This is a genomic window from Micromonospora sp. NPDC048999 (assembly GCF_040649295.1).
GTDB lineage: Bacteria > Actinomycetota > Actinomycetes > Mycobacteriales > Micromonosporaceae > Micromonospora.
The window spans coordinates 1-17,691 of record NZ_JBEZFI010000028.1; the positions used below are offsets into that span (position 1 = coordinate 1).

Genomic DNA, 17,691 nt, shown 5'->3' on the forward strand with positions numbered 1-17,691 from the left:
GCGTGGGCAGCCGATGTGAGAGCGACAGCCCGGGCGCCTCGACCGAAGCCTGGCCGGGCAACGGTCGTGAGTCAATGAAACAAGTAGCCGATGAGCGGACGTCAGGCCCCGGCTATCGTGCCCTTCGCGGCCAACTCCCCGATCGAAAGTGAGCTCAAGTGACGACCGACGACTTCCTCGGCTCTTTCTGCATACCCGTGCAGCACGGACTGCTGGTCCTTCGGGACATCAACTCGGCGGACACCCACGAAGGCTGGGACGGCGGCGCCGTACATGCTGTAGCTGACTCCCTCTACCTACGCGTGCAGCCCTCAGTCGACGGGCCGGTCACGGTGGAGGTGTTCGACTCCGACGAGCCAACGCATGAAGACGTCACTCTCTACGATGGCATCATCGCGTCCCAGCACGGCGAGTTCGTCCTGCACGACCCGAACAACTGGATCTCCATGCGCGTGATCACCGACGAGCCCGGGACCGCCAGGCTCCGGATAACCGGCGACCATGATCTGATGCCGTCCGTCGTCCGTATCCAGATCTGGTATTGAACTCGGCATGGCAGCTCGAACGCACTGATCTGCCGCGAGCCGCGCGTTACGCAGCGTGACTCGACGCCGGTCGGCCCCCGGTCGAAACTGCCGATGTGCGGACGGATTGGCGTCGTGCTGCGGCGGGGTTCGTTGGGCGATCAGCGAGTTGTTGGACTCTTCTTGGCCATGGCCGCGATGGATGCCGTCATGTCCCTGATAAAGGCATCTCTGGTCGGAGCAGCAACGCGGTCCAGAGAGAGATAGGGGTTGAGGTCCTCAAGTTCGACGAGGAGGAGTTCGCCGGTTCGTGTGCGGCACGCGTCGACGCGCTGAATACCGTGCCTGACGTCGTTCCAGTCGATGAACCGCTGCGCGAAAGCCAAATCGGCATCGGTCGGCTCGTAGGGCTCGAGCAGCCACCGTTGGTCGGCATGAGGCGCGTACAACGCGTACTCGAAGGTGTGGTCGACGAAGTAGAACGAGACCTCGTACGCGAAATCGACACGTGGCTGGACCAGCAGGTTGTCGTAGTTCAGGTCTGACAGTCGCTCGCGCTGAACGAACTGCAGACCAACGGAATCAGCGCCGAACTTCGGCTTGGCCACGTACTCGGCGGCCGGTGGCAGGCGTTCGATGTTCTGCAACCGGTCGACGGTGGGGATGACGGGGTAGCCGGCTGCGTACAGATCCAGCAGGTACTGCTTGCCGGCCATGTCGGCCTTGCCGGTCAGCTCGGTGAAGACTCGCACACCCGCCTGCCCTGCACGAGCGCGGAACTCGTCGTGATGATCCTGGTAGTACAGGACGGGGCCGCTGTTGCGAACCACGACCACATCAAAGGAGTCCATCAACTCAACTGCATCGGTCGGGTGGCACAGGGCGATGTCGAAGTGCTCCCGCAGTTGGGTAGCCAGAAAGATGTCCTCGTCGCAGTATCGGCGCCCGCGCGCCTCGTATGCCAGGTCGGTGACGTAAAGGACGCGGGTTCTCCGGGGCGGCACGGGGTTCTCCTGTTGGTCGGGCGCGGGTGCAGTCTCGCCGAATCCTGCGCGAAGGAGTCTAGGTGGCCCCTGCCGGTGCGATGGGACTCGACCTGCCGCACGCTCACCGCACTCATCCGCCAAGGATGCGCGCGGTGGCTCAGTGCAGCGGTCACGCGGAGCAGTCGGGTGCACTGAACGGTGTTGAACCGCATCCAACAGCGGTAAGGAGCCGTTGGATGACCAGGCATTGCATGTGGCTGCAGGTTGGCGAAGTGGTCACCGCGTCCGAAGTGCTCAAGGTGGCCTGACCGGGGGCAGCGCGCTGACTTGCGGTGATGTGGGCGAGCAGGCCGGCGTGACCTCCCAGAGAAGACCGAAGTGGTGTGCTGCTCCCCGCCTGGCTGGTGCCGGCTGTCGTGTTGAAGACCGCTGACGCCGGCCGACAGGGTTTCGCTGCATCGACGTATGGCGCTGGCGGCCACTCAGATCGAGCCACCGCGGTTTGGACCTGTGATGGACGGGGTGACGGTGGTTACCGTGTCGGCCTGGGTCTGGGTGGCCGATGGCGGGGTGGGTGTGCTGATCACCACGCGCAGGGCGCGTAGTCCTTCAGGAAGCAGCCGTACAGATCTTCGCCCTGTTCGCCGCGGACGATCGGGTCGTAAACCCGGGCCGCGCCGTCGACCAGGTCCAGCGGGGCGTGGAAGCCGGCGTCCGCGAGCCGCATCTTCGTCGGGTGGGGCCGTTCGTCGGTGATCCAGCCGGTGTCGACGCTGGTCATGAGGATGCCATCGGTAAGCATCTCCTGGGCGCTGGTGCGGGTCAGCATGTTCAGTGCGGCCTTGGCCATGTTGGTGTGTGGGTGCCCTGGCCCCTTGTAGCCGCGGGCGAACTGGCCTTCCATCGCCGACACGTTCACCACGTACTTGCGGCGGGCGGTCGCTGCGGCCATCGCCGGTCGCAGCCGGCTGACCAGCACGAACGGTGCGGTGACGTTGCACAGCTGCACTTCGAGCAGCTCGACCGGGTCGACCTCCTGCACCCGCTGCACCCAGCTGTTGACCGGGTCGAGGTCCGGCACCAGGCCGCCGGCGTCGATGGCGGTGGCTGCCGCGATCCGTTCCGGCGAGGCGGAGCCGCTGGTCAGGGCCAGCGCGGTGAGCGCGTGCGGGGAGATCGCAGCCGCCTGCGGCGAGGCGGTCAGGCTGCCCGCCGGGTCGCCCCGGCCGGCAGGTTTGGCGAACGTGATCATCTCCGGCAGCGGACCGTCCGGCAGGGCCGCGGCCTCTGCGGCGACGAGCTGCGCGTACGCCCCGGGTGTGCGGCGGACGGTCTGCGCCGCGTTGTTGATCAGGATGTCGAGTGGTCCCTGATCGCTGACCGAGTCAGCGAGGGCGATCACCTGGGCGGGGTCGCGTAGGTCGATCCCGACGATCCGCAGGCGGTGCAGCCAGTCTCCGCTGTCGGGCATCGCGGCGAATCGGCGGACCGCGTCGTGGGGAAACCGGGTGGTGATCGTGGTGTGCGCGCCGTCGCGCAGCAGCCGCAGCGCGATGTACATGCCGATCTTCGCCCGGCCGCCGGTGAGCAGCGCGCGCCGGCCGGTCAGGTCGGTGCGGGCGTTGCGGCGCTCCCGGTTGAGCGCGGCGCAGGGCGGGCAGAGCTGATGGTAGAAGGCGTCCACCTCGCGGTAGCGCTGTTTACAGACGTAGCAGCCGCGCGGATTGTGCAGGAAGCCGGCCGTGGCGCCCACGGTGGGGGAGGCGAGCGGGATGCCCTGGGTCTCGTCATCGATCCGGCCCGGGGCGCCGGTGGCGGTGGCCGCTGTCACCGCGCGGTCGGCCTCCGCGATGGCATCCCGCCGTTCCTCGCGTCGCCGCTGCTTGATCATCTTGTAGAGCTTCGCGGTGGCCCGTTGCACCCGCACCACGTCGGGGTGATCGGGAGGCAGGTCCTCCAACGCCTCAAAGACGCTGAGGCAGGTCTCCAGCCGAGTCGGGTCAATGCCGTATTGGCCGGTTTCGGTAATGCTGTCCGCCGTCATGCCGCCGCTGTCTCATCCCGTTCCCCGCGCCGGATCTACCCGGCCCGCCCCAAGTCCGACCCGAAACTGTACGCACCGCACGACCTCCGACGCATCCCGCGCCTGTCACCGTCGCCCGGCGGGCTGCGCCGCCCGCTCGTAGCCGATATGCGGGTTCACGGTTCGGCACCGGCGCGGCTTTCGGCCGAGCACAGGGAAGGTACCCGGGTGAGATCCTTGATGCTGTCTGGACTCTGGCAGGGTCCGTCAAATCGGACCGGCGTCGTTCGTGCCTGTGGGGCTTGCCGGTGGCGACGCCGGCTCGGGGGACGCGGAGCCGCTGGGCGCCGGGCTGCTCGGCCCCGGCGTGCCGTCCGGCGGGGTCGGACTAGGTGTGGACGGGACCGCGGTGGGGCTGCCGGACGGGCTGGGAGTGGCGGTGGTCGGCGGCAACGAGGGGGTGCCGGTCGATCCAGGCGTCGGATGCGCTGTCGGCTTCGTGGTGGGTGGCCTTGTGGCCGGGTTCGTGGCCGTCGGCTTCGGCACGCCGGCTGCCGAGGCCGAGGCCGAGGTCGCCGGGCCGGCGGTCGGCTGGCGCCGCGGCTCGGTCTGGGCCACCGGAACGGTAGGTGGGGCGACCTCGGCGGGAGACGGACCGGATACGACGTCCGCGCTTGGCGTCGTCGGGATATCCGGCGTAGGGGTGGCCGGTGCCGGCCGAAGGTCCGGCGTGCCGGCCGCCCGCACGGCGTCGCCGGAGTCAGCCTCGGCGTCTCCGATCAGCGCGAAGCCGAGACCCGCTCCGCCGACCAGCAGGGCGGCGAGCGCTCCGGTCGCGACGGGCAGCGCGGCCGAACGGGGTGGGCGGGGACGCCGGTGGGCGGGCAACGAACGCTCCTGACCTGCTGGACGGCTGAGCTGGCGCGACGACGCTGACCCTGCCGCCGGCTGTGCGCGACCGCCAAGGCCCGGACGGTAGAGGTGACCGGGATCACTGCCGATCAGGCATGCGGCGGCCGAAGCAGCCATCAGAACGGCATGTCGGACGAACGCGCCGATGCGGCGAAGATGAACGCCCTGTTGCCCGGCTCGCCGAACCGGAGGTGCTGACCGGCATGGAAAGCGCGGGGGGCTCGGCGGCGTGGACCTGTGCCACCGACCCGCCGGCCTGGCTGACCGATCTGGCTGGGACTGGCGCATCGCGCTGGACCCGCGGCACCGAGGTGCATGGTCATTGGAGACGGCCCCGCAGGTCGGCGATCCGATCCGCTGCGGCGATGAAGTTTGCGGGGTCGAGTTGGCCACTGCCGCGGGCGTTGATCAGGGCGGTGGTGGCAGCCTCGCCTTGGCTGACGTCTCGGGCGGAGCACAGGATGAGGTCCATGCCAGCGGTTGCGGCGGCGATCGCACGCTGGCCGGTGCCGCCGTAGCCGGCCAGCGCACCGGCTTCCAAGGCGTCGGTGATGGTCACCCCGGTGAACCCGATGCGGCCGCGTAGTTCCTGCCCGACGACGGTCGGGGACAGGCCGGCTGGACGGTTCGGGTCCAGCGCCGGGTAGGCGGCCCAGGACACCATGACCAGGTCGACGCCGGCGGCGACGGCGGCGGTGTAGGGCAGTTCGTCGGTGCCGCGCAGGCGGGCCAGCGATTCGTGCAGGGTGACGGGGCCGGTGTCGGTGTCCTGGGTCGTTGTCGCCCATCCCAGGCCAGGGAAGTGCTTGGCGGTGGCGGCCACGCCGGTGCGCTGCTGGGCGGTGATGAACGCCCGCCCCAGGGTCGCGACGGTGCCGGGGTCGCTGCTGTAGGAGCGCTGGTACTGGTCGATGAAGTTGTTCGGCGTGGCGTAGGCGTCCAGTACCGGGGCGAGGTTGACGTTCATGCCCACGGCGGCGAGGGTACGGCCGGCGGTGGTGCCCGCCGTGGTCGCCGCGGTCACCGGATCGTCCGACTGGCCTATCCGCTTCTCCGACAGCGCCGGAGCGCCGGGCAGCCGCCGGATCAGGCCGCCCTCCTGGTCGGTCATCATCAGCAGCGGCAGGTGGATCGGACTTTGTGCCTGCGCTCGTCGCAACTGGGCGATCACCGAGCTGATCTGGGCCGTGCTGGCGATGTTCTCCCCGAAGAAGATCACCCCGGCCGCCTCGCCGGCGCGGATGATCCTCAGCAGGCTCGCCGGCGGTGTCAACCCGGGATAGGAGTAGATGATCCGCTGCCCGGCCAGTTGCCGCCCGGTCAGGCCGGCTGATCTGGTCGGTGCCGGCGTGGACGGTACCGCCGCGGCTGGCGTGCCCGCGCTGGTCGCGGGCGGCGGCATGGTCGATGTGGACGAAGATGACACCGGCCCGCCACCTGACCCGCCGGACGAGGACCAGGCCGGGCGCGACTCATCAGAGCCGGAAGGCCGGAGCGCGGGGGCCTGCGGGGACTCGCAGGCGACCAGGGCAAGGCCGACCGTCACGGCCACCAGTGCGGTGCGAACCCACGCCGTCTGGTACATGACCACCTCCGCGTTGCCCGCACCAACCCGGTACGCCCGATGGAGATCCGCCGACGGCCGGTCGCCCGCGACCCGACTGCGGCGTTCTTCTCGCCCGCGCAGCCACGGCGAGGGACGTTGTACCCGTCCGGCGGTGATCACCAGCGGTGCATCTGCCCTGTGGGTGCGTCCCTGCGTCCCTGCGTCACCGGAACCCGTACGGGCGTCGCCTGACTCCTGTTCTTATAAGGAGCAGTATCCGCAAGACTCTCGCCGGCGACCAGTGCCGCCGGAAGTCCAGCTGACAATGGTCGGGTTTCCGTCCGACCCGCGAACGAGCTGGCGTGAGCGCTAGATCTCCAGCCGCAGTTTGGCCCATCGGTCGAGCCATCCCTTGATCTCCACGCGGCGCTGTACCTTCGCGCGGCCCGCCGCGTTGTTGAAGGCTGGAGAGGGGCGGACAACCATTGCCACAAGGTCAGCCAGCCCATGGCAGGACACCAGGCGAACAGAGTCACCCCGCAGAGTAACCGCGACGCACGTTGCCGTTTCGGGCCAGCGCGATATCGCGTCCAGGGCGGACGTGTAGGGCTCAACGCCATTGCGCAGATGCATCCGTGCTTGATTACGAATCTCCCACGGCACCCCAGGCAAGGTCACCATGGCTTGGGCTTCGGCGCGTGCGTCCTCGCGTGGGTCCAGCTTCTCCGGGTCGAAGTAGGCGACGTCCACGTCGCGCTCCGGCGATACCGGGAGGTTGCTGATCGCGTCCCAGACGCGGTTGCGTACGAAGCCGGCACCGATCCACCAGTCCGGTAATCCAAGGTCGGCCGCAGCCCGAAGGACTCTCATTGCTCCCGGGTCTGACTCGATTACGCCCACGACGTCCTGCGCGCCCATGACCACCCCAGGGACCCTAGACCAGCGGACGGACGCACCACTTGCGAGGCGGGGGCTGAGGGCAGAGCGAAGTCTGTCACCGACGTGCTTCGGCGCGATCACCACCGCCGGTCTCGCGGATTTGGCGGGCGTGTGGGCTCAAGCCGCACCTGGTCGATAGTTGGAAGCTGTCCCTCTGTGTCAGCCTTAGGGAAGGCAGGTTGACCTGCTGAAACGTTGACCCGTGAGGGCGAGCAAGGAGCACCACCCCGTGACATCGCATCAACCGGTACCCGATCCTGAGGTGCCGGCCAAGCCCCGGACCAGGACGTACACCGCCGCCTACAAGGCGCGGATCCTGGCCGAGTACGAGACCCTGGACAAGGCTGGCAAGGGCGCGTTGCTGCGCCGCGAGGGCCTGTACACGTCGTTGATCGCGGCGTGGAAGCACCAGCGCGACGCGGGCGCGCATGAGGCTCTGGCCAAGCCCGCGGGTCGGCCGAAGACCGACCCTGCCGTGCGGGAGGCCGCTCGGCTGCGCGCCGAGAACGAGCGGCTGCGGGCCGAGCTGGACAAGGCCCGCAAGGTGATCGAGGTCCAGGGAAAACTCTCCGCGCTGCTGGGTCAGCTCGCCACCGACAGCGCGACAGAGCAGGGCGAGACGAGATGATCGACGCCGCCGTCGAGGCGGCGATCGCCGAGTTGACGCCGCTGGTCGGGGTCCGTGCGGCGTGCCGGGCCACCGGCCGGCCGCAGGCCAACCACTACCGCCGCCACCGTCAAAGCCCGCTACCGCCACGCCCGCCACGCCAGCCGAGGCCCCAGCCCCGCGCGTTGACCGCCCTCGAGCGTGACAGTGTCCGGGCGCTGCTCAACAGCCCCGACTTCGTCGACATGGCCCCGGCCGCCGTCTACCACACCCTGCTCGACGAGGGCGTATACGTCGCGTCGGTGTCGAGCATGTACCGGATCCTGCGCGAACACGGCGAAGTCCGGGAACGCCGCCGCCAAGCCGTGCACCCGCCGAAGATCAAACCCGAACTGATCGCAGACGCACCCAACCGCGTGTGGTCGTGGGACATCACCAAACTCCGCGGCCCGGCCAAGCGGGTCTTCTACCACCTCTACGCGGTCATCGACATCTACAGCCGCTACACCGTCGCCTGGCTGATCGCCGAACGTGAGGACGCCGCCCTGGCCGAACGGCTCCTCGCCGACGCGATCACCAAGCAGCGAATCAGCCGCCAGCAGTTGACCATCCACGCCGACCGCGGCACCTCCATGGCGTCCAAGACCGTCGCGCAGATGATGGCCGACCTCGGCGTCACCAAATCCCACTCCCGGCCCCGGTGCAGCAACGACAACCCGTTCTCCGAGGCCCAGTTCAAGACGCTGAAATACCGGCCGGACTTCCCCGACCGCTTCGGCAGCCTCCAGGACGCCCGAGCCCACTGCCGAGCCTTCTTCACCTGGTACAACACGATCCACCGGCACTCCGGCATCGGCTGGCACACCCCGCACGACGTCCACCACGGCCACGCCCAGCGGGTCCGCGACGTCCGCGCCGAGGTCCTGACCGCCGCCTACACCCGCAACCCCGAACGGTTCGTACGCGGCGCCCCGCAACCACCCGCCCTACCCGAAGCCGCCTGGATCAACAAGCCACAGGAGAACACGACTCACTCAACGAATCCCTGAACCAACCGCCCCGAACTGGTTGACATCTTCCGTGTCGACCGACCCGCTGTTCGTGGACAAGGTCCGCGACGTCGTCGGGTTGTACCTGGACCCGCCCGAGGCCGCCATGGTCCTCGCCGTGGACGAGAAGTCGCAGATGCAGGCCCTCGATCGGACCGCGCCGATGATGCCGGGCGTGCCCGGCCGGGTGACCCGTGACTACGTCCGCCACGGGACCACCAGCCTGTTCGCCGCGCTGGACGTGGCCACCGGCAAGGTCATCGGCCAGACCCAGCGCAAACACCGCCACCAGGAGTTCCTGCGCTTCCTGTGCACCATCGACCGGGCAACCCCGCCCGAGTTGGAGCTGCATCTGGTGCTGGACAACTACGCCACCCACAAGACGCCCGCCATCCAGCAGTGGCTGCTCAAGCACCCCCGGTTCCACCTGCACTTCACCCCGACCTACTCGTCGTGGCTCAACCTGGTCGAACGCTGGCTCGCCGAACTGACCAACCGCAAACTCCGTCGGTCGGCCTACCGCCCCCAAGCCCTTCGTCTGGACCAAGACGGCTGACGACATCCTCGAAACGATCGCCGCATACTGTCAACGAATTAACGACTCAGGACACTATGCACGACCCAATATATCCCAGTACATTCTGCCGTCCCGGCCCCACAGCGCGAGGTTGCCGTCAGACTGCAGCTCGAGCCGGTCGATGGGCTTGGACCACGTATTGCTGCTCCAGAGGGGCCGCCCGCCTTGGGCGTAGACCACGAAATTGCCGTCCCCCTGGACAACCGCGTAGGCATTCCAATTGCCCCACGTGTTGGGGGTGTTCCAGAGCGGAAAGCCGTCCTGGTAGAGGACAAGGTTGCCGTCCCCCTGCATCACCAGCTCGTAGTTACCCTCGTCGGATCGAATGTACTGGCCAGTGGTGAGCATATGATTCACGGGGACCACGTCGGTGCCGGGCCGAGGCGGAGTGATGAGGGTGTGGAGCAGCTTGTTCGGTGAGCCGTTGTTGATGCCGCTGAGCCGTCCCGTCGTCGCATTAATTACAGTTAGTTCTATGTCAACGTATCCGGGGAACATCGTCGGGTTGGACCCCAGCAGGAGCGCGGCGGCGCCGGCCACGTGCGGCGCGGCCATCGAGGTGCCGTCGATGGTGTTCGACGCGGTATCGCCGCTGTTCCAGGCGGAGGTGATGCTCTGGCCCGGAGCGAAGACGTCCACGCAACGTCCGTAGTTGGAGAAAGAGGCTCGCGTGTCGGTGCTCGTGGTCGCGCCCACGGTGATCGCCTGGGACATCCGGGCTGGCGAGTAGTTGCAGGCGTCGGCGTTGTCGTTGCCGGCGGCGACCACGTATGTCACCCCAGCGTTGATGGAATTGAGCACGGCGGCGTCCAGGGCGGAGTCGGCGCCGCCGCCGAGGCTCATGTTCGCCACCGCGGGCGAGATCTTGTTGGCGGTGACCCAGTTGACCCCGGCGATGACGCCCGCCGTCGTCCCCCTGCCGGCGCAGTCGAGCACCTTGACCGCGTGCAGCCGTACCCCCTTGGCCACACCGTAGGTGGCACCGCCGATCGTGCCGGCGACGTGCGTGCCGTGGCCGTTGCAGTCGGCGTTGTTGCTGTCTACCGAGTTGAAGTTCCAGGTGGCCCGGCCACCGAAGTCGACGTGGCTGGTCCGGATGCCGGTGTCGATCACGTACACGTGCACGTTGCTGGCGGCGTTCTGGTAGGTGTAGCTGTTGTCGAGCGGACGGTTGCGCTGATCGATGCGGTCCAGACCCCAGGACGGTGGGTTCGGCTGGGTCCCGGTGATGGAGATCTGCTGGTTCTGGGACACGTAGTCGACCGCGGGGTCAGCCGCCAGTCGGGCCGCCTGGGTCTTGCTCATGGTGGCCGCGAAGCCGCGCAGCGCGGAGTCGTACCGATAGGTGATTCGCGCGCTGTGTTTCGCGGCCAGGCGGCGCGTCAGCTTGTCGGTCGCTCCGGGCTTCGCCACTGCGGCATCACGGTAGACAACGATGTAGCTATCGGTAATGGCGCCCGGGCTGCCGGCGTTTCGGACGACGCCCTCGGCTGCGGCGGGCAGGGCGCCGAGGGCGGCTACCGCCAAGGATGCGACTGCGGTCACCGAGAGGCCGCGGAGCAGCCGGGTGACGAACGCGCGAGTCTCTGTCACTGAGGGGACCTTCCCTAACGGGGTGGATGGGTGATATGGCCGTACGGATGAGGACCCACATCGCGGTGAAAGACCATCGGCTGGGCACTCATCAACTCAAGGATATCGATATGTCCTCGTCTTTGGAAGGTCAATGGGTGAACGATCGCACCGGGTCCTAAAGGCGCAGGTCGAATCACTGCGAAAACTACTCCCACTTCTCCAAGGCGAAGCTGGGGATGCGCTTATGATCGAATACTTTCGCAAATAGAACGCTACCCGTAGGATGTCGGGGCCGCCCCGGCCTGACGACTGCTGCCTGCGGACGCGGCGAAAACCCCAGAACTTCCGCGTTCCTTAGCTAGTAGTGCTTTGTTAGGTTGTTCCGGTGTGTCGCTTGTAGGGCGGTTTTGGCTGCCGGGCATGGATGAGGGAGGGCTCGCCCGAGTGCGGGTACGGCTGGAGGAGTTCGCGGCTGGAGTGTTCGCGGGGTTGCCGCGGTCGGATCAGCGTGCGACCGGGCTTCGGTATCTGCGTGGGCTGATGCTGGACGGCCGGCGTAAGTCGATGCAGCCGATGGCGCAGCGGCTAGGCGTGGATCAGCAGCAGTTGCAGCAGTTCCTGACCTCGTCCACCTGAGACGAGGCCGGTGTGCGGCGGCGGCTGGCGGTAGCCGCCGTTGAAGTGGTGGGCCCGCAGGTGTGGGTGGTCGACGACACCGGGTTCCCCAAGGACGGTCGGGCACCGGCGTGCGTCGCCCGGCAGTACTCCGGCACCCTCGGTAAGGTCGCCAACTGCCAGATCGCCGTCACGGTTCACGCCGCGACCGACACGGCCTCGGCGGTGCTGGACTGGCGGCTGTTCGTGCCTGAGTCCTGGGACGAGACCTGCGTCCCGGGCGCCGACGGGAAGATCGCCAATCCGCACGCCCGTAGGCTGCGCCGCGAGCCGGTCACCCTCGACCAGGCCGGGGCGAGGAAGCCACACGCACGCAGACAGGTGCCGCGCGCTGAACGGATCGACCAGATCCGCCGGCGACGGGCGGCATCGAGGCCGCCCGAGGATCAGCGGTACCGGCCGAAGTGGATGATGGTCCTGGAGATGCTTGACGAGCTGGCCGCCTGAGGGCTGCGTCCGCCGCTGCTGACCGCCGACGCCGGCTACGGGCAGGTCGCGGAGTTCCGCCAGGGCCTGACCGAACGCGGCATCCCCTACATCGTGTCGACCACCTCGTCCACCACCGCCCAACCCGGCGACGCCCAACCGGTCGAGCCCCCTTACGCCGGCGTCGGCAAGCACCCCACCCCGAAATACCCGCAACCCGCCCGCAGCCTCAAGCACATCGCTCTGGCCCAGGGCCCGCACGTGACACGACGGGTGTGCTGCCGCGACCGGCTCCCCACCGCCGATCGTGCCCCCGGCCAGCCCACCCGGGAACTAGCCGGGCACTTCCTCGCCCTCCGGGTCCGGCCCGCAGGCCGCGCCATCCAACGCGGACCAGACTGTGGTGACGACGGGGTCCTCCCCGAATGCTGGCTGATCGTGCAATGGCCACCCGGCCAGGACGAACCCACCGACTACTGGCTGTCCGACCTACCCGCCGACACACCACTTGCCGAACTGGTCCGCCTGGCCAAGAGCCGCTGGCGCATCGAGCACGACTACCGCGAACTCAAGACCGCCCACGGACTCGACCACTTCGAAGGCCGCTCATGGATCGGCTGGAACCGCCACGTCACGCTCACCGCAGCCGCCCAACTGTTCCTCACCCAGTTACGGCTCCCAGACCCAAAAGCAACAGGGCAGACCTGAGCCCCTACGCCGTCCTCCGCGAACTGCAATACCAACTCGCGACCAGGCTCGGATTCTGCCCTCTCTGCCGCCAACTGGTACCAACTTAACAAAGCACTACTAACGGAGCGACCGGAAACCGGCACGAAGCTCCTCGGAGAGGAGGTGCGGTTGTTCCCAGGCCGCGAAGTGCCCGCCCCGGTCGAGCCGGTTGTAATGGATGAGATTGGGGTACGCCCGCTCCGCCCAGCTCCGCGGCGCCTGATAGAGCTCGTCCGGGAAGACGCTCACGGCGGTCGGCACGGAGACGCCCTTCGCGGACAAGAACGACAGCTTGTTCTCCGCGTAGAGACGAGCCGAAGAAACCCCCGTGTTCGTCAGCCAGTAGAGCGTGATGTTGTCGAGGATGTCGTCTCGCGTGAGGCCGCCGGGCTGGCCAGCGAAGGCCCGGCAGATCAGCTCCAGGCTGGCTGCGTCATGGTCCAGCATGAAGCTCGCCAGAGCGATGGGAGAGTCGACCAGTCCAGTCAACGTCTCGGGGCGAGTCCCCATCATGAGGGCATACGCTCCATGCTTCCAGAAGAAGTCGAGCTGCCCGCAGGCGCGCTTCTCCTCGTCGGAGAGGTTGGAGGGCAGCTTGATGAGCGCCTTGTTGATCCCGGTGATGTCGGACTGGATCAGTGCATCGATGTCGGGGGGAACCGTGCCAGGCATGTTGGTGTGAATGCCGAGCAGTTCCGGGGGCGCCTGCAGACCGATGAGGTCGGTGATGAGCGCGCCCCAGTCGCCGCCTTGGGCGACGAATCGGGTGTAGCCGAGGCGCTTCATCAGGTCGATCCAGGCGCGTGCGATGTGCTCCGGGCCCCAGCCTGGCGTGGTCGGCTTGCCGGAGAATCCGTAGCCCGGCAGGGACGGGATCACCAGATGGAAGGCATCCGACGCGCTCGCGCCGTGTGCCGTGGGATCGGTGAGCGGGCCGATGATCTTCAGCTGTTCGATGATCGAGCCGGGCCAGCCGTGTGTGACGATGAGCGGCAGGGCGTCTTCGTGTTTCGATCGGACGTGGATGAAGTGGATGTCGAGCCCGTCGATCTCGGTGATGAAGTTCGGTAGCGCATTCAGCGTCGCCTCGACCTTGCGCCAGTCGTACTCCTTCTCCCAATAGCGCGCGAGCGCCTGGCTTGTTTCGAGCGGTACGCCCTGCGACTGATCATCGACGGTCTGCCTCTCGGGCCAGCGTGTGGCCCTGATGCGCGTGCGCAGCGCCTCGAGTTCCGCCTCGGGGACCTCGATCGTGAACGGCCGGACACCTGCGATGCCTACCCGCTCTTTGGTCTTGACAGCCACACGGCCCTCCGTCCCTCGCCGAGGGCATCCGAATACCACCTGGATCGACGTCTACACCTGGCTGTCGCATGGGTTCGGCGAGCCGAGCCGAGACCTGTGCGGCTGCGATCCTCTAATCCGGGCGCGAGCGTGGTGGCGGGCTTCCAGCTACCAGACCGACCCGCCGCCTCACCTTCGGTTGTCGCCCGGCGGTATGGGGGCCTCGGGGAGTTCCCCGGTGAGGAACTGCGCCGTGCCTCGCCCGAAGGACCAGTCCGCGCCGGTGTTCTCGACGATGGTGACGATGATGTCCTCCCCGCTGAGGCCCAACCGCGAATGCAGGCGCTGCGCGATCAGCTCGTACAGGCGCCGCTTGGCCGACTCGGGGCGGGTCTTGCTGATGACGCGGATGAAGGTCAGGTCGCGGCTTCTGGTGAGCCCGAGGCCGGTGTCCAGTGCCCGCAGCTCGAACGGCTCGTGCTGGGTGAGCACCTGGTAACGATCGGTGTCAGGAACCTCGAACGCGTCCACGACCGCTTCGTGGATGCCGTCGAGCAGCGAGGTCAGATAGGTCTCGTCGTGCCCACGGACGACGTCGATCACGATGAGCGGCATGGTTCAGGCCTCCTCGGCGAGTCGGCGGATCACGTCGGCGGCCGGCCCGGTGGGCGCGTTGCGGTACCCGGTTCCAGCCCACAGGTGCAGCCGGTCGGCGTCGCCGGCCTTGCCGGCGGCTTGCCGCAGGGCCCGGGTGAGGTGGTGGACGGCCGGGTACGCAACCGGCGCGGCCTGCTGATGCCGGTCGATGAATCCGTTGCGCAGCGCGTGGGCGGGGCGGCCGGTGAAGGCGCGGGTGATGACGGTCTCACCGAACGCGGGATCGGCCAGCGCTGCCTTGTGTGTGGGCGAGGTCCCGGCCTCGTCGGTACGCAGCAGCAGCGTCCCGACCGCGACGGCCTGCGCATCCGCGTCCAGCAGGCGGCGCACCGCTTCGGGCCCGTCGACGCCGCCGGCGGCGATTACCGGCAGGTCCACCGCCGCCCGCACCCGCCGGACCAGCTCGGCCGTCTTGATGGGCTCGGGCGTGCGGGTCGGGGCGAACGTGGCGCTGTGCCCCCCGGCGTCCGGGCCTTGCACGAACAACCCGTCGACCCCGCAGTTCCGGGCGGCAACGGCCTCTTCAGGAGTGGTGACGGTTGCCAACACCCGGGAACCAGCCCGCCGCAGTGCCGCGATGGCAGTGGGATCGGGCAGCCCGAAGGTCAGCGACACCACCGGGACCGGGTCAGCGATCAGCAGCTCAACCTTTTCTGCCCACCGGTCGTCGTCAGCCACGGGAACCGCGTCAAGCTGCAGCCCGTAAGCGTCTGCCTCGGAACGTAGCTCGGCAGCGTAGACACTGAACGCGGTCTCGTCCGGCTGGTCCTGAGCGGGCACGAACAGGTTCACCCCGAACGGGACGCCGAGGGCGCGAACCTGGCCGATCTCCGCAGCGAGGGCGTCGGGGGTCTTGTACCCGCCGGCGAGGAACGGGAAGCCGCCCACGGAGGCGACGGCCGCCGCCAGAGCGATGGTTGTGGGGCCGCCGGCCATCGGGGCTGCGACGATCGGCAGCGGGGAATCCAGCAGCGTGTCGGATGCCATGTTCCTTCTAACGATCGGAAGCGGCGCTGGCCAACGGCGCAATCGCCACCGTCGGGCGCGCGTGAGGGAATCGGATGCGCAGCATGAGGGCGGTGAGCGCGGCGAGCGCGACGACCCCGGCCGCAACGAACAGGGCGCCATGGAACCCGCCGGACAGCAGCGGCGCGACCGCTACCGGCCCCGCGGCCTGCCCGACCGCGTACACGGCCGACAGGATGGCTACCGCCGCGGGAATTTGGAGGTGGTTGCCCGCGTCCAGTGCGATCGCGGTCACTCCCATGAACGTACCGCCGAACAGGACGGCTGCGACCACAGCGTCGACCACCCCGACGGCAAGGCCGGCCAGCACGATTCCTGTCGCCTGCAATCCCAACGCCGTCGCCAGAAGCGTCGGGTGGCCGAGCCGGGAGGTCAGCCACGCCCACAGCACGCAGGAGGGGATTGCCGCCAGGCCAACCACGATCCAGGTCGCCTTGCCCAGCTCGCCGGGAACCGAGGCCGCGACCGTGGCGACCAGGAACGTTCCGGCGATGATGTAGCCGACACCTTCCAGGAAGTACGCCACCACCAGTGGCACGAACCAGCGGTGCGGCCGGCTGATCGGTTCGCGTACCACCGTCTCGGCCTCGCTGGCCGGGTCTGTGCCGGCCAGCCGCCAGCCCGAAGCGCCCAGCAGTGCGGCCAGGCCGGCAGCCGCCCACCATGCCGTGTGCCAGTCACCGACCAGGTCCACCAGCAGCACCACCGCCCCGGAGGCCGCGATGCCCGCGCCGACCCCGCCGTAGGCCCAGCCGACCAGGTGCCGCGAGCCGGTCGGGACGGTGATCAGCACTGCGCTGGCGGCGGCGACGAACATGATCGCGCTGCCCGCCCCGGCGATCCCGCGCAGCACGATCCACGCCTTTGGCGCAGCCACCAGGGGCATCGCCGCCAGCGACAGCACGACCGCGACCGCGCTGACTCGCACGGCGAACGCGGTGCGAGCCAGGCGGGGCGCGATCATCGCCGCGAGCGCCCCCGCCAGATAGCCGACGTGGTTGCCGGTGGCCAACGTCGCCCCCAACTGTGCGCTGACGCCAGCCTGGGACTGCATTAACGGGAGGATCGGGGTGAACACGAATCGGCCGACTCCGACCGCGGCTGCGAGCGTCGCTCCTGCGCGCAACGCGACCCGCCATCCCGTCGTCGTACCAGTCACCGTCACAGCGGCACGCCCTCCGCAATCCCACCGGCACCGCCCGGAGCGCCGCGTCATTCCCGCTCGACGTTACGCACGCGCACGGCCGAAGAAAATTGCCGCTCACGCTCGATCTATGCTTGGCAGTTATGGATGTGGAGTTGCGACACCTGCGCGCGTTCTGTGCCGTGGCCGAGAACCGTTCCTTCACGACGGCCAGCAAGCAGCTGCTCATCACCCAGCCCGCCCTATCCCGCACCATCCAGCAACTCGAAGCCGCCCTCGGCGTCCGCCTGCTGGAACGCACCTCCCGCATGGTCCAGGTCACCGATGCCGGACGCGGCTTCCTCATCCGCATCCAGGCGATCTTGCGCGATCTCGACCTCGCCACCGCGGAACTCCGGGGCGAACGCGACCTGCGCATCGGGTTCTCCTGGGCGCTGCCCGACCCCTGGGCTACCGAGACCGTTGCCACTTTCGAGGCGACCACCGGCGCCGCCGCGCACCTGCTGCGCCGTGACGACATCGACGCTGCCCTCGCCCGCGGTGAGATCGACGTCGCCCTCATCCGCCACGAACCCGCCAGCGCCGACGCGACGACCGTGACGCTGTTCGAAGAACCCCGCATCGCCGCCGTCAGCAGCCGCTCACCCCTCGCCGAACGCGACCAGATCGGGTGGAACGAACTCGGCACCCACCCCGTCATCCTCAACACCGTCACCGGCAGCACCCGCACCGAACTCTGGCGCCCCGAGGACCGGCCCAAGCAGGTCATCGAGTGCGGCAACTACGACGAGTGGATCACCCTCATCGCCGCAGGCCGCGGCGTCGGCGCAACCCCCTTGTCCGCCACCAGCACACACGCCCACACCGGCGTCGTCTTCGTTCCCCTCACCGGAGCGCCAGCGGCGCCCATGCACATCGCGTGGATGCCGCGGAAGGTCGGTCCCCTCGTACGATGCTTCATCGAAATCGCGGCGTCATCGGCCTGGCCGACCACCGCGCGCCAATGATCGAC

At 68.4% G+C, this 17,691-nt stretch carries 13 protein-coding genes and 2 pseudogenes; 6 read left to right on the forward strand and 9 right to left on the reverse strand.

Annotated features, from left to right (window positions below; translation table 11 throughout):
* Positions 1-158: 158 nt before the first annotated feature.
* Entirely contained in the window at positions 159-545 is a 387-nt protein-coding gene (locus tag AB0C02_RS23850) for a hypothetical protein (protein WP_357551010.1), read from the forward strand.
* A 140-nt stretch (positions 546-685) separates the two neighbouring features.
* On the opposite strand, the gene AB0C02_RS23855 is transcribed toward AB0C02_RS23850, so the two are convergent.
* Both AB0C02_RS23855 and AB0C02_RS23860 read right to left on the reverse strand, forming a co-directional pair.
* A complete protein-coding gene (locus AB0C02_RS23855) occupies positions 686-1,528 on the reverse strand; it encodes a hypothetical protein (RefSeq protein ID WP_357551011.1) in 843 nt (280 codons plus the stop codon).
* A 565-nt stretch (positions 1,529-2,093) separates the two neighbouring features.
* On the reverse strand, positions 2,094-3,554 hold the full coding sequence (locus AB0C02_RS23860) for an SDR family NAD(P)-dependent oxidoreductase (protein WP_357551012.1): 1,461 nt from the start codon (positions 3,552-3,554) through the stop codon (positions 2,094-2,096).
* Between the two features lie 268 nt (positions 3,555-3,822).
* On the opposite strand from AB0C02_RS23860, the gene AB0C02_RS23865 reads away from it, so the two are divergent.
* Positions 3,823-4,434, forward strand: a complete 612-nt coding sequence (locus AB0C02_RS23865; protein WP_357551013.1) for a hypothetical protein — start codon at positions 3,823-3,825, stop codon at positions 4,432-4,434.
* A gap of 330 nt (positions 4,435-4,764) precedes the next feature.
* Here AB0C02_RS23865 and AB0C02_RS23870 read toward each other — a convergent pair whose 3' ends face one another.
* Both AB0C02_RS23870 and AB0C02_RS23875 read right to left on the reverse strand, forming a co-directional pair.
* Positions 4,765-5,871, reverse strand: a complete 1,107-nt coding sequence (locus tag AB0C02_RS23870; RefSeq protein ID WP_357551014.1) for a glycoside hydrolase family 3 N-terminal domain-containing protein — start codon at positions 5,869-5,871, stop codon at positions 4,765-4,767.
* Positions 5,872-6,360: 489 nt separating this feature from the next.
* The gene (locus AB0C02_RS23875) at positions 6,361-6,909 is read right to left on the reverse strand and encodes a nucleotidyltransferase family protein (protein WP_357551085.1); all 549 of its coding nucleotides are present in this window, start codon (positions 6,907-6,909) and stop codon (positions 6,361-6,363) included.
* Between the two features lie 250 nt (positions 6,910-7,159).
* On the opposite strand from AB0C02_RS23875, the gene AB0C02_RS23880 reads away from it, so the two are divergent.
* A protein-coding gene (locus tag AB0C02_RS23880; RefSeq protein ID WP_357551015.1) for an IS3 family transposase occupies positions 7,160-8,586 on the forward strand; the annotation gives its coding sequence in 2 pieces (ribosomal slippage) (positions 7,160-7,490 and positions 7,490-8,586; 1,428 coding nt in all).
* A 31-nt stretch (positions 8,587-8,617) separates the two neighbouring features.
* Positions 8,618-9,164: pseudogene (locus AB0C02_RS23885) on the forward strand (IS630 family transposase); the annotation flags it as partial.
* Between the two features lie 32 nt (positions 9,165-9,196).
* On the opposite strand, the gene AB0C02_RS23890 reads toward AB0C02_RS23885, so the two are convergent.
* Complete coding sequence (locus AB0C02_RS23890; protein ID WP_357551016.1) at positions 9,197-10,756, reverse strand: S8 family serine peptidase; 1,560 nt, start codon at positions 10,754-10,756, stop codon at positions 9,197-9,199.
* 402 nt (positions 10,757-11,158) lie between these two features.
* On the opposite strand from AB0C02_RS23890, the pseudogene AB0C02_RS23895 reads away from it, so the two are divergent.
* Positions 11,159-12,547 (forward strand): annotated as a pseudogene (locus AB0C02_RS23895) (transposase).
* 99 nt (positions 12,548-12,646) lie between these two features.
* On the opposite strand, the gene AB0C02_RS23900 reads toward AB0C02_RS23895, so the two are convergent.
* The 4 genes from AB0C02_RS23900 to AB0C02_RS23915 all read right to left on the reverse strand — a co-directional run bounded on the left by AB0C02_RS23900 (position 12,647) and on the right by AB0C02_RS23915 (position 16,751).
* Positions 12,647-13,873: an epoxide hydrolase family protein gene (locus AB0C02_RS23900; RefSeq protein ID WP_357551017.1), complete on the reverse strand. Its 1,227-nt coding sequence runs from the start codon at positions 13,871-13,873 to the stop codon at positions 12,647-12,649.
* A gap of 168 nt (positions 13,874-14,041) precedes the next feature.
* Complete coding sequence (locus AB0C02_RS23905; RefSeq protein ID WP_357551018.1) at positions 14,042-14,467, reverse strand: tautomerase family protein; 426 nt, start codon at positions 14,465-14,467, stop codon at positions 14,042-14,044.
* 3 nt (positions 14,468-14,470) lie between these two features.
* A complete protein-coding gene (locus tag AB0C02_RS23910; RefSeq protein WP_357551019.1) occupies positions 14,471-15,496 on the reverse strand; it encodes a nitronate monooxygenase in 1,026 nt (341 codons plus the stop codon).
* A gap of 7 nt (positions 15,497-15,503) precedes the next feature.
* A complete protein-coding gene (locus AB0C02_RS23915) occupies positions 15,504-16,751 on the reverse strand; it encodes a YbfB/YjiJ family MFS transporter (RefSeq protein WP_357551020.1) in 1,248 nt (415 codons plus the stop codon).
* A 38-nt stretch (positions 16,752-16,789) separates the two neighbouring features.
* Between AB0C02_RS23915 and AB0C02_RS23920 the strand changes: the two genes are divergently transcribed.
* The gene (locus AB0C02_RS23920) at positions 16,790-17,686 is read left to right on the forward strand and encodes a LysR family transcriptional regulator (protein ID WP_357551021.1); all 897 of its coding nucleotides are present in this window, start codon (positions 16,790-16,792) and stop codon (positions 17,684-17,686) included.
* Positions 17,687-17,691 lie beyond the last annotated feature (5 nt).